The 12,069-nt window shown below is 69.9% G+C and carries 8 protein-coding genes and 4 tRNA genes; 4 read left to right on the plus strand and 8 right to left on the minus strand.

Features of this window, described 5'->3' with window-relative positions; translation table 11 throughout:
- Positions 1–24: 24 nt before the first annotated feature.
- The 5 genes from hrpA to ACFU95_RS45445 all read right to left on the minus strand — a co-directional run bounded on the left by hrpA (position 25) and on the right by ACFU95_RS45445 (position 6,012).
- The gene (gene hrpA, locus ACFU95_RS45425) at positions 25–3,969 is read right to left on the minus strand and encodes an ATP-dependent RNA helicase HrpA (protein ID WP_383841846.1); all 3,945 of its coding nucleotides are present in this window, start codon (positions 3,967–3,969) and stop codon (positions 25–27) included.
- Between the two features lie 111 nt (positions 3,970–4,080).
- Positions 4,081–4,154: transfer RNA gene (locus tag ACFU95_RS45430), tRNA-Phe, on the minus strand.
- 24 nt (positions 4,155–4,178) lie between these two features.
- Positions 4,179–4,253, minus strand: a tRNA-Asp gene (locus tag ACFU95_RS45435).
- 37 nt (positions 4,254–4,290) lie between these two features.
- Positions 4,291–4,363 (minus strand) — tRNA-Glu (locus ACFU95_RS45440).
- Between the two features lie 80 nt (positions 4,364–4,443).
- Positions 4,444–6,012 (minus strand): metallophosphoesterase, encoded by a 1,569-nt coding sequence (locus tag ACFU95_RS45445; protein WP_383841849.1) that lies wholly within the window; start codon positions 6,010–6,012, stop codon positions 4,444–4,446.
- Positions 6,013–6,096: 84 nt separating this feature from the next.
- Here ACFU95_RS45445 and ACFU95_RS45450 point away from each other — a divergent pair, with 84 nt between their 5' ends.
- The 4 genes from ACFU95_RS45450 (at position 6,097) to ACFU95_RS45465 (ending at position 9,693) form a co-directional block, all read left to right on the plus strand.
- On the plus strand, positions 6,097–6,447 hold the full coding sequence (locus ACFU95_RS45450) for a metallopeptidase family protein (RefSeq protein ID WP_383841852.1): 351 nt from the start codon (positions 6,097–6,099) through the stop codon (positions 6,445–6,447).
- Positions 6,448–6,596: 149 nt separating this feature from the next.
- Positions 6,597–7,136, plus strand: coding sequence for a hypothetical protein (locus ACFU95_RS45455; protein ID WP_383841855.1), 540 nt, complete (start codon positions 6,597–6,599; stop codon positions 7,134–7,136).
- A 252-nt stretch (positions 7,137–7,388) separates the two neighbouring features.
- The gene (locus ACFU95_RS45460) at positions 7,389–9,434 is read left to right on the plus strand and encodes a DEAD/DEAH box helicase (protein ID WP_383841858.1); all 2,046 of its coding nucleotides are present in this window, start codon (positions 7,389–7,391) and stop codon (positions 9,432–9,434) included.
- 186 nt (positions 9,435–9,620) lie between these two features.
- Positions 9,621–9,693: transfer RNA gene (locus ACFU95_RS45465), tRNA-Lys, on the plus strand.
- Between the two features lie 284 nt (positions 9,694–9,977).
- Here ACFU95_RS45465 and ACFU95_RS45470 read toward each other — a convergent pair.
- The 3 genes from ACFU95_RS45470 to ACFU95_RS45480 form a co-directional block, all read right to left on the minus strand.
- Complete coding sequence (locus ACFU95_RS45470) at positions 9,978–10,646, minus strand: class I SAM-dependent methyltransferase (protein ID WP_383841861.1); 669 nt, start codon at positions 10,644–10,646, stop codon at positions 9,978–9,980.
- Positions 10,647–10,724: 78 nt separating this feature from the next.
- Positions 10,725–11,189, minus strand: a complete 465-nt coding sequence (locus ACFU95_RS45475; protein ID WP_383841864.1) for a glycine-rich domain-containing protein — start codon at positions 11,187–11,189, stop codon at positions 10,725–10,727.
- Positions 11,190–11,373: 184 nt separating this feature from the next.
- Positions 11,374–11,925 carry a DUF6415 family natural product biosynthesis protein gene (locus tag ACFU95_RS45480; protein WP_383841867.1) on the minus strand — a complete coding sequence of 184 codons (552 nt, stop codon included), beginning with the start codon at positions 11,923–11,925 and terminating at the stop codon, positions 11,374–11,376.
- Positions 11,926–12,069 lie beyond the last annotated feature (144 nt).

Consider the following 12,069-nt stretch of genomic DNA (forward strand, 5'->3'; position numbering starts at 1 on the left):
AACTCACCCAGCGTGCGCGCCCCGTTACGGGGCCAGCGTGTCGATCGTCTTCACGATCCGCTTGTCGGAGATCGGGTACGCCGTACCGAGGGCGTGCGCGAAGTAGCTGACGCGGAGCTCCTCCAGCATCCAGCGGACGTCCAGCACCTGCTGCGGCACCGGGCGGCCCTGCGGCATCTGCTCCAGGAGCCAGGCGTACTCGTCCTGCATCTCGTGGACCTTCTCCATGCGCGTCGTGTCCCGCTGGGCGTTCGTCGGCATCTGCTGGAGCCGGCGGTCCACCGCGATCAGGTAGCGCATCAGGTCGGGCTGGCGGCGCAGGCCCGCCGCCGTCACGAAACCGGGCTTCACAAGGGCGTCCAGCTGCTTGCGCACGTCCGTGAGGTTTGCCAGCAGGGCTGGGCTGCGTACGGCCTTCAGGCGGCGCTCAGCGGCCTGCCAGGCGGCGAGGACCTGCTGCACCTGGCCCACCGTACGGACCGTCGTGTCGACGATCTCTGCGCGCACCTTGTCGTACAGCTTCCGGTACGACTCCTCGTCCCACGCCGGCCCCCCGAAGTCGCCGATCAGCTTGTCCGCCGCCGCCATCGCGCAGTCGTCGAAGAGGGCCTGGATCGAACCGTGCGGGTTCGCCGACAGCGCCAGCTTCTGCGGGTTGGTCAGCTTCTCGGATGCGAACTTCGCGGGATTGACCGGGATGTTGCGGAGGATCAGGCGGCGGGTGCCCTTCCACATCGCCTGCTGCTGCTCCGCCTCCGTGTCGAAGAGACGGACCGACACCGTGTCACCGTCGTCCACCAACGCCGGGTACGCCTTCACCGGCTGGCCGGCGCGGCGCGTCTCGAAGACGCGGGTGAGCGCGCCGATCGTCCAGTCGGTCAGGCCCGCGCGCTCCAGGGACTCGCCGCCCTGGCGGGACGCGGTGGCCGCGGCGGCCTGCGAGAGGGCCTGCCTGGCCTTTGGCTTCAGGCGGAGCCGCAGCGACTCCAGATCCTTGTCCTCCGCCAGCTTGCGGCGGCGTTCGTCGATGATCCGGAAGGTGATGCGGAGGTGGTCGGGGACCTTCGACCAGTCGAAGTCGTCGGCGGTGAAGGGGACCCCGACCATGCGCTTGAGTTCGCGGGCCATGGTCACCGTCAGCGGCTCCTGCAAGGGGGCCGCCGTGTCCAGGAACCGCTTCGCGAAGTTCGGCGCGGGGACGTAGTTGCGGCGGATCGGCTTGGGGAGCGTGCGGATCAGCTCCGTCACCAGTTCCTCGCGCAGGCCCGGGATCTGCCAGTCGAAGCCCTCGTCCACGGCCTGGTTCAGCACCTGGAGCGGGACATGGACCGTCACACCGTCCGCGTCCGCGCCCGGCTCGAACTGGTACGTCACCCGGAACTTCAGCTCACCCTGCCGCCAGGTGTCCGGATAGTCGGCCTTGGTGACCGCCTCGGCCGACTCCCGGATGAGCATCTCGCGCTCGAAGTCCAGGAAGTCCGGCTGCTCGTGCCGCTTGCGCTTCCACCAGGAGTCGAAGTGGGCCCCGGAGACGACGTGGTCCGGGACCCTCTCGTCGTAGAAGTCGAACAGCGTCTCGTCGTCGACCACGATGTCCCGGCGCCGGGCCCGGTGCTCCAACTCCTCGACCTCGCTGAGGAGTTTGCGGTTGTCGGCGAAGAACTTGTGGTGGGTGCGCCAGTCGCCCTCGACCAGGGCATTGCGGATGAACAGCTCGCGGCTGACCTCCGCGTCGATACGGCCGTAGTTCACCTTGCGCTGGGCGATGATCGGGACGCCGTACAGCGTGACCTTCTCGTAGGCCATCACCGCCGCCTGGTCCTTCTCCCAGTGCGGTTCGCTGTACGTCCGCTTGAGCAGGTGCTCGGCGAGCGGTTCGACCCACTCCGGCTCGATCTTCGCGTTGACCCGGGCCCAGAGGCGGGAGGTCTCGACGAGCTCGGCGGACATCACGAAGCGCGGGGGCTTCTTGAAGAGGGCCGAGCCGGGGAAGACCGCGAACTTGGCGCTGCGGGCGCCCAGGTACTCGTTCTTCGCGCCGTCCTTCACATCCTTCATGCCGATGTGGGAGAGGAGGCCGGCGAGGAGGGAGAGGTGGATGCGGTCGCCGGGAGCGTCCTCCTCATTGAGGTGGATGCCCATCTGCTTGGCGACCGTGCGGAGCTGGCTGTAGATGTCCTGCCATTCGCGGATGCGCAGGAAGTTCAGATACTCCTGCTTGCACATCCGGCGGAACGATGACGAGCCGCGCTCGCGCTGCTGCTCGCGGACGTAACGCCACAGGTTGAGATAGGCGAGGAAGTCGCTCGTCTCGTCCTTGAAGCGGGCGTGCTGCTGGTCGGCCTGGGTCTGCTTGTCGGCCGGGCGCTCGCGCGGGTCCTGGATGGAGAGCGCGGCCGCTATGACCATGACCTCGCGGACACAGCCGTTCTTGTCGGCCTCCAGGACCATGCGGGCCAGGCGCGGGTCGACGGGCAGCTGGGCCAGCTTGCGGCCCGTCTCGGTGAGCCGCTTGCGGGGGTCCTTCTGCGCCGGGTCGAGAGCGCCCAGCTCCTGGAGCAGCTGGACGCCGTCGCGGATGTTGCGGTGGTCCGGCGGGTCGATGAACGGGAACTTCTCGATGTCGCCGAGGCCGGCCGCGGTCATCTGGAGGATGACGGAGGCGAGGTTCGTACGGAGGATCTCCGCGTCCGTGAACTCCGGGCGGGCGACGAAGTCGTCCTCGTTGTACAGCCGGATGCAGATTCCGTCGCTGGTCCGGCCGCAGCGGCCCTTGCGCTGGTTGGCACTGGCCTGCGAGATCGGCTCGATGGGGAGCCGCTGCACCTTGGTGCGATGGCTGTACCGGCTGATCCGGGCGAAGCCGGGGTCGATGACGTACTTGATGCCCGGGACGGTCAGGGAGGTCTCGGCGACGTTGGTCGCCAGAACGATCCTTCGGCCGGTGTGCTGCTGGAAGACGCGGTGCTGCTCGGCGTGGGAGAGCCGGGCGTAGAGAGGGAGTACCTCGGTGAACCTGTACTTCCTCTTCTCCAGGGCGTCGGCGGTGTCCCGGATCTCCCGCTCACCGGAGAGGAAGACGAGGATGTCGCCCTTCCCCTCGCCCTGGAGCTCCTCGACGGCGTCGCAGATCGCGGTGATCTGATCGCGGTCGGCGTCCTCGGAATCCTCTTCGAGGAGCGGCCGGTAACGGACCTCCACCGGATACGTCCGCCCGCTGACCTCGATGATCGGCGCATCGCCGAAGTGCCGGGAGAACCGCTCGGGATCGATGGTGGCCGAGGTGATGACGACCTTCAGATCCGGCCGCTTCGGCAGCAGCTGCGCCAGGTACCCGAGCAGGAAGTCGATGTTGAGGGACCGCTCGTGGGCCTCGTCGATGATGATCGTGTCGTAGGCGCGCAGCTCGCGGTCGGTCTGGATCTCCGCGAGCAGGATGCCGTCCGTCATCAGCTTGACGAAGGTGGCGTCGGGGTTCACCTGGTCGGTGAACCGCACCTTCCAGCCGACGGCCTCCCCGAGCGGCGTGTCCAGTTCCTCCGCCACCCGCTCCGCTACCGTGCGCGCCGCGATCCGGCGGGGCTGCGTGTGCCCGATCATGCCGCGCACGCCCCGCCCGAGCTCCAGGCAGATCTTCGGGATCTGCGTGGTCTTCCCGGACCCGGTCTCCCCGGCGACGATCACGACCTGGTGATCGCGGATCGCGTCCGCGATATCGCTCTTCTTCTGGCTGACCGGCAGCTGCTCGGGATACGTGACGGCGGGCACAAGGGTGCGCCGCGTGGCGATCCGCTCCTCACCTTTGGCGATCTCCGCCTCGATCTCGGCCAGCACGGCGGCACGCGCCTCCGGCTTACGGATCTTGCGCGCACCTTCGAGCCGCCGCCCGAGCCGCTGCGCGTCACGCAGGGAGAGCTCGGTCAGACGGGGGGCGAGGGCGCTGAGGGCGGGGGCAGGGTGCGTAGACATACGCGGCCCAGGATCTCATCCCGCCGAAATCCATGGCGAACGCTTTTGTCCCGGGCGTCGGGTCGGGTGACACACAACAAGGCCCCGATCCGAGGATCGGGGCCTTTGCTGTGGCTGGGGCCGGGGTCGAACCGGCGACCTATCGCTTTTCAGGCGATCGCTCGTACCAACTGAGCTACCCAGCCGCGAGGCCTCTTACGAGGCCTCAGCGGTCCTGACGGGATTTGAACCCGCGGCCTCCACCTTGACAGGGTGGCGAGCACTCCAAACTGCTCCACAGGACCAAGCGATGTGTACTACAGTGTCGCACACGGTGTTGCGTGCCCCCAACGGGATTCGAACCCGTGCTACCGCCTTGAAAGGGCGGCGTCCTAGGCCGCTAGACGATGAGGGCTATCGGCCCGCCTGGGCGCTTCTCAGCGCGTCGGGGACGTGAGAAGCATATGGGATGGCGGGAGGTATCGCCAAAACGGTTTACGGGGTGGGGCTGGGGGATGTGGCGTCGGGGTCGGGATCGGGTCCGCCGGGTTGGTTCTCCTCCACGAGGTGGCGCCTGACCTCCGCCGTGGTCAGGCCCAGGCCGCCCAGTTCGATCTCGTCCCAGGCCTGGAGGCGGCGGGTGTCGCGGTCGAAGTAGAGGATCGAGGTCTGGATGGGGTCGGGGTGCTTGCCCTCGATCGCGCGCAGGCCGCTGCCGCCGGTCGAGCCCTCCACGCGCAGGCGGGTGCCGTAGGGCAGGAGTTCCATTTCCTGGTGGTGGATGTGGCCGGCCAGGGCGAGGGGGACCTCGCCGTCGGTCTGGCGGGCCGCCACCGGTTCGTGGGCGATGGCCACGTCCACCGGCGTGCCGGCGGTCCGCTGGTCGCGCAGAGAGGTGGCGAGGCGGGCGCCCGCCAGTTCGTTCGCGGCGTCGCCGCCGGGGATCTGGGTGCGGTCGGGGGTGAACTGGGGGTCGCCGATGCCGGCGAAGCGCAGGCCCGCGACGGTCCGTGCCCTGCCGTCGTCCAGGACGTGGACGTTCTTCAGTTTCCCCAGGTAGCGCTGGGTCACCTGGGAGTCGTGGTTGCCGCGCACCCAGACGTAGGGGGCGCCGAGGTCCTCGATGGGGTCCAGGAAGCCGTTCTCGGCGGCCGTGCCGTGGTCCATCGTGTCGCCGGAGTCGACGATCACGTTGACCTTGTACTGCTCCACGAGCGAGGCGATGATCTTCCAGCTCGCCGGGTTGAGGTGGATGTCGGAGACGTGCAGCACGCGGATGGTGGTGGGGTCCGGCGCGTAGGCGGGGAGTGTGGAGGTGGCGTCGTAGAGCTTGGTCACGTTGGTGACCAGGCGGGCCAACTCCTTCTGGTAGACGTCGAATTCGGTGACGATGCTGCGTGCGTTGCCGACCAGGGACGGGGCGGAGGAGAGCAGGCCTGAGAACTTCGGCTCCAGGACCGATTCGGGGTTCCAGGTCGCGTACGCCGTGCCGCCCGAGGCCGCCAGGAGGGTGAGGGCGAGGCCGCCGGCCGCCAGGGCGCGCCGGGGGCGGCGGTAGACCGCCAGGCCGAGGGCCGTGGCGCCGGTGACGACGGCGACGCAGCTGCGTACGGCGAGGTCGCGGGTGCCGTGGGTGACGTCCTGGGCGACCTCGTCCTGGAGGCCGGAGAGGCGTTCGGGGTGGTCGACGAGGGCCTGGGCGCGGACGGGGTCCAGTTGGTCGACGTTGACGTCCAGGCGGACGGGGGCGATGTGGCTGTCCAGTTGGAGCGCGCCGAGCGGGGAGATGTTGATCTTTGTGCCGCCGGCGACGGAGGGGCGCAGGGTCATCGTCGTGTTCATGGGGCCGACCGGGACCCGCACGTTGCCGACGACCAGCAGGCCGAGCCAGGCGCCCAGGAGGACGACGGTGATCAGGCCGAGGGCGCGCTTCCAGGGGTGGGGCCGGGCGGCGAGCTCCGGGGTGGGGCCCGGGCGGCGGGCGGCATGGCGGCGGGCGAGAGCGCGGGGGACCCTGGGGAGGTGACCGAGGGCCTTCGTGACGGCAGCGGGGACGCGGGCCATTGGTCCCGTATGCCCAAGTGCGGAAGTGGATATGCGGGGCCGTTGGCGGCTCCTTCCGGCGGTGTGGTGCCCGACAATGGGCCTGTGCTGGAGATGACGCGCGAGGAGTTCGAGGAACTGGTCGCCGAGGCGCTGGACCGGATTCCGCCGGAGTTGACGCGGCTGATGGACAACGTCGCGGTGTTCGTCGAGGACGAACCACCGGCGGAGGACCCCCATCTGCTCGGGTTGTACGAGGGGACGCCGCTGACCGAGCGCGGGGAGTGGTACGCCGGGGTGCTGCCGGATCGGATCACGATCTACCGGGGCCCGACGCTGCGGATGTGCGAGTCGCGCGAGGAGGTCGTCGAGGAGACCGAGGTGACCGTGGTGCACGAGATCGCGCATCACTTCGGGATCGACGACGCGCGGTTGCACGCCCTCGGGTACGGGTGACCCGCGACGCGGACACGGATGGGCGGTCCGCGGGGTCTTCCGGTCATTCGGTGGCGGGCTTGTGTCCCTGTGCCGTGGGCGCGTGTCCTCTTGTGGGCGGCGGGAGTTGGGCAGGTTGACTTCTTCGCCCGCCCCCGGAGGTGGCTCCCGTGCGCCCCTTGTACGTACCTGTCCGTCTGGCCGCCACGGTGATGGCCGTCGCCGCTGCCGCCGGCTGTATGAGCGTGGGTGACGACGGGGGTGGCGGGAGCGCGAAGCCGTCGCACTCGGCGGGGCAGCGGGGCGGTGAGGAGCCCGACGGCGGGTCGGCGGTGTCGGGCGGGGGGTCCGGGTACGGGGCGCACTCGGACGACGCCAAGCGGGAGAAGCGGAAGAAGGGCAAGGGGAAGGGCGACGAGAAGGGCGCGGAATCGGCGTCTCCGTCGGCCTCGCCGTCAGCCCAGGTGAGCGCCTCCGCGCCGGCCGGGGGCGGGCCGGTGAAGCCGGGGACGAGCGAGAAGCCGGGGCCTACGCGGACGGTCGAGCCGACGCCCACGCGGACGCCCGATCCGGATCCGACGCCGACCGAGCAGCCGACGTCCGCCTCGCCGACGCCCACGGTGGCCGAGCCGTCGTCGTCGGCTCATGAGGAGACGGGGCCGCAGCTGGCTCAGCGGGAGCCGGCGCCGGCCGCGGGGGCGCCGGCGTGAGGTGAGGCCGGCGGGGGCGAGGGGGCGGTGGCAAGTGACGTTGCCTACACGGGTGACGGTCGGTTTGCCTTGGGGGGCATGGGGTGCGTATGGTGGTAGATCGTTTGATCCCATTTGCCCGGCGCCACTGCAGAGCGCGCCGTGTGGCGCGTTCTCTCCCTTGCCGTGGCTGACCGCATTGAGGCGGTCGTATTGCGAAACACGGAGTTGACGGGCGCGTGCCGACGAGACTCCGGAAGGTTTCGCATACGCATGTCCATTTCCAGTACTGATCACGTCGTCGTGCCCGAGGACGCGGAGAAGGCGGCCGTCGAGGACGCACCCGCCGAGGTGACCTTCGCGGACCTCGGTCTCCCCGAGGGCGTCGTCCGCAAGCTCGCGCAGAACGGTGTGACCACCCCCTTCCCGATCCAGGCCGCGACCATCCCGGACGCCCTGGCCGGCAAGGACATCCTCGGCCGTGGCCGTACCGGCTCCGGCAAGACCCTCTCCTTCGGCCTGCCGACGCTGACGCGTCTGTCCGGCGGCCGCACCGAGAAGCACAAGCCGCGCGCCATCATCCTCACCCCGACCCGTGAGCTCGCGATGCAGGTCGCGGACGCGCTGCAGCCCTACGGCGACCAGGTCGGCCTGAAGATGAAGGTCGTCTGCGGCGGTACGTCGATGGGCAACCAGATCTACGCCCTGGAGCGTGGCGTCGACATCCTCGTCGCCACCCCGGGCCGACTGCGCGACCTCATCAACCGCGGCGCCTGCGACCTGGGCAACGTCGAGGTCGCCGTCCTCGACGAGGCCGACCAGATGTCCGACCTGGGCTTCCTGCCCGAGGTCACCGAGCTGCTCGACCAGGTTCCGGCCGGCGGCCAGCGGATGCTGTTCTCCGCCACGATGGAGAACGAGATCAAGACCTTGGTCTCGCGCTACCTGAACGAGCCGGTCAGCCACGAGGTCGACGCCGCCCAGGGCGCGGTGACGACCATGTCGCACCACATCCTGATCGTGAAGCCCAAGGACAAGGCGCCGGTCACGGCCGCGATCGCCTCCCGCAAGGGCCGCACCATCATCTTCGTCCGCACCCAGCTGGGCGCCGACCGGGTCGCCGAGCAGCTCCGTGACGCCGGTGCGAAGGCGGACGCGCTGCACGGCGGTATGACGCAGGGTGCGCGGACGCGGACGCTGGCCGACTTCAAGGACGGTTACGTCAACGTCCTCGTCGCGACCGACGTCGCCGCGCGCGGCATCCACGTCGACGGCATCGACCTGGTCCTGAACGTGGACCCGGCCGGTGACCACAAGGACTACCTGCACCGCGCCGGCCGCACGGCGCGCGCCGGCCGCACCGGCACGGTCGTCTCCCTCTCGCTGCCGCACCAGCGCCGCCAGATCTTCCGGCTGATGGAGGACGCGGGCGTCGACGCCTCGCGCCACATCATCCAGGGCGGTGCCGCCTTCGACCCGGAGGTCGCCGAGATCACCGGCGCCCGTTCGATGACCGAGGTGCAGGCGGAGTCCGCGGGCAACGCCGCGCAGCAGGCCGAGCGCGAGGTGGCTCAGCTCACCAAGGAGCTGGAGCGCGCGCAGCGGCGTGCCGTCGAGCTGCGCGAGGAGTCCGACCGGCTGGTGGCCCGAGCTGCGCGTGAGCGCGGTGAGGACCCGGAGGCCGCGGTGGCCGATGCGCAGGCCGCGGCGGTCGAGGCCGTCGAGGTGGCCGTGCCCGAGCAGCCGGTGGCGCAGCACGCCGACCAGGCCGACAAGGCGGAGGCTCCGGCGTACGAGCGTCGTGAGCGTCGGGACAACGACCGCGGTGGTTTCCGTCGGGACGACCGTCGGGATGACCGTGGTGGGCGTTCCTTCGAGCGTCGGGACAACGACCGCGGTGGGTTCAACCGTGACCGTGGGGACCGTGGGTTCGAGCGTCGGGACAACGACCGTGGCGGTTTCCGTCGGGACGACCGTCGGGATGACCGTGGTGGGCGTTCCTTCGAGCGTCGGGACAACGACCGCGGTGGGCGTTCCTTCGAGCGCCGGGACGACCGGGGCGGGTTCCGCCGCGACGACCGTCCGGCCGGGCGTTCCTTCGAGCGCCGGGACGAGCGCGGCGGTCACCGCGGCAGCGACCGTCCCTTCAACCGCGACCGCCGGGACGACCGTCCGGGCTTCCGCTCCGGTGGGCACGAGCGTCCGTACGGCCGTCGTGACGACCACCGTGGCGGCACCTCCGGCACCTCCGGCACCTCCGGCACCTCCGGCTCCTTCGGGCGCCGCGACGACAAGCCGCGCTGGAAGCGCAACGGCTGACACAGGCGCGCCGATCGCCGACTGACCCGAAAGGGCCCCTTCGGAGAAGGGGCCCTTTCGGCCGTCCTAGGGCGCGGATGACGCCATGTCGAGTGGGCCTCCGCAGCCGCGGACGCGGCCGTGACCCCGATACCCGATCGGAGACTCGGCCACGTGCGGCTATGCTCGGGGAGGCAACATCGCCTGGGGCCCTTAGCTCAATTGGCAGAGCAGTGGACTTTTAATCCATTGGTTGTGGGTTCGAGTCCCACAGGGCCTACCGAATCGCCCCCAGCTCAGAGGTATTTCGAGCTGGGGGCGAGTCCGTTTTGGGGTAGTCCCGTGATCGCTGGCTCAGTCGATGCTCAACCGAAGTGTGGACGACCATGGCGAATGCCTCTCGATGGCCCGCTCGCCCTGCAAACCTGGCGAGACCCCTACGTATTCCAGGAGTGGTGGGAAGTCGTTGTGGTCGACGACCCCCATCTGGGCCGCGAGTACACCTCCGACCAGGCATGGAGCGGCCCGGTCGGGCGGACTCCGACCGGGGCCACGGAGGCGCAGTCAGGCGCGGGCGGTGATGATGAGGGTTCCCATTCGACGTGTCCCCGGAGGCGCCGCCAGGACGGAAGCGCGCACATCCATGTAGCTGTGCTCTGCCAGGAGGTGCTCCCACGCGTCAGGCTCGTAGTCCCACCGCTTCACGACGAGCGGGTCCTCGTCGTCGCCGCGCGGGATGTACGAGGCCTGGCAGCCGTAGCAACCCTCGACGGGCGGCCTCTGCGAGAACACCAGCCGGCCACCCGGGCTTAGCCGCTCACGCACAGCGGACAGGAGTCGGGTCGGGTCGGTGAACCACAGCGCGCCGTACACCGAGTAGACCGCGTCGAACGTGCCAGGGTCGTTCTGTAGGAAGCTGACGGCCTCGGCCTGGTGTAGCTCCAGCCCTGGCGTGTTCCCCCAGCGTGCGCGGGCGGCGTGCAGCTGCGCGGGGGAGATATCGATGCCGACGGCCTTCATGCCAATAGCGGCCAGGTGTGCGGCGTTGCCGCCCTTTCCGCAGCCGAGGTCGAGCACTCGGGCGCCGGCGCGAACGCCGAGCATGTCGGCTCCGGGCCCGTGGTCGGGGTACTGCGTCCAGTTGAACCAGGTCGTTTCGCCGCGTCCGTTCACCGGGCGGCGCTCGGGCCGCTGCTGTGAGTAGGCGTCCCAGGCGATCGCCGTGCTTGTCACGTGGTGCTCCGCTCATAGGGTCAGCCGTCCGGTTGTGACACCGGACGGCTGGAGTGTCTTACATGGGCTGCCGCGTTGTCAGCCGCTCTTGGGGCTGTCGTGGCATCCGGCGTGGCACTGGTTGCAGTCGGAGGTCGAGCGCCACAGTTCAGCGTCGACCGTGTAGCCGACGGCTCCGATCGCGGCCACAGTGCGCTCGCGCGCGGGCGCTGCCCCGTCGGGTGCCGACTCCTCCTCATCGGTCGGCACGTGATGTACGAACTGGCCAGCGACGCGCTGGCAGAACGCGGCGTAATCGACGGTGTGCAGGATGAACGCGTGCCAGCCGTAGTCGACCAGCTCGCTCGGTACGAGGTCCCGGCCGGGCTGCCGGCCGGAGGCGGCGACGAACGCGGCGGCCTGGCCGACGATGCGGCGTGCGGTCTCGTCGCTGATCTCCGGGTGGTCGGCGGTCACGCGGTGGACGAGTCGGCTCATCACCTCGGGTTCAACCAGGGTGATCGGGTCGGTGGTGCCCACGGGATGTTCCAACGCGATGGTCACGCTCTTCCTCCTCATGTGGACGGACGCCTCCGGTGGGAGGCGTTGGCCCGGCGCCCTCTCGTGTTGCCTGGGGTGCTGGGACGGCGGACGGGGGCTTGTGGCGGCCGCCCCCCCGACGGGGGGCAGGGACGGCCGCGGTCATCCCGCTGTCGGCGCGCCCCGCGCTGCCGAGTGCGGGAGCTTGTCAGCCGGCGGGTGCGAAGGTGCCGCGGCGCGTCTGCCGCCACGCGTCGTACAACCGGTCGGCGTCGGCGCAGGGAAGATCGGCGTTCACGCCCTCGTCGTCCCGGGTCAGGCACGTCGCGCACGTGGTGGCGTGCTCTCCCACGATCCGCAGGGCGGCTTGCTCGGCTGTCTCCCCGCTGCCGGTGAGCCGCTCGTAGTGCTCGCACAGGGCGAGCAGGACGCGGGCCAGGCGCCGGACTTGGCGGACGCGGGACGGCAGCGTGGCGCCCGCATCTACGGTCAGCTTCCTGCGTGCCTCGCCCACGCACGCGAGTGCGCAGTACGTCTGTACGTCCTTGGGGCGCGGGCCGGCCGCCCGCTGCACCTCGGGGATGAGCAGCTCAAGGTGGCCGCGGAGGGTGCTGTCGAGCGTCTCCAGACCTGCAGCGTTCGGCGGGAAGGCGTCCGGTCCATCGTCCGGGCCGAGGACGGGTGCCGCGGTGGAGCGCATCGTTGCGACGTCCGGCGGATACCCGGCTGCCCCGATTCCTTCTCCGCTGGAGGCGGTCATGACGACATCACTCCCACTACGCTGAGTTGCCCGGTAATCACCCATGACATTAGCCTCGCGCTTTCACGAGGTGGGCTGTCCAAGAGTTGATCAGAAACACGGAAAGTGCCCTTGACCTGCAACGATAGGACTTGCTGAGGGTCC

Origin of the sequence: Streptomyces sp. NPDC057623 (assembly GCF_042800355.1) — a bacterium.
GTDB lineage: Bacteria > Actinomycetota > Actinomycetes > Streptomycetales > Streptomycetaceae > Streptomyces.

Coding starts and splice junctions, on each gene's coding strand:
- hrpA (WP_383841846.1), bottom strand. CDS start 3,969: ATGTCTACGCACCCTGCCCCCGCCCTCAGCGCCCTCGCCCCCCGTCTG.
- ACFU95_RS45445 (WP_383841849.1), bottom strand. CDS start 6,012: ATGGCCCGCGTCCCCGCTGCCGTCACGAAGGCCCTCGGTCACCTCCCC.
- ACFU95_RS45460 (WP_383841858.1), top strand. CDS start 7,389: ATGTCCATTTCCAGTACTGATCACGTCGTCGTGCCCGAGGACGCGGAG.
- ACFU95_RS45480 (WP_383841867.1), bottom strand. CDS start 11,925: ATGACCGCCTCCAGCGGAGAAGGAATCGGGGCAGCCGGGTATCCGCCG.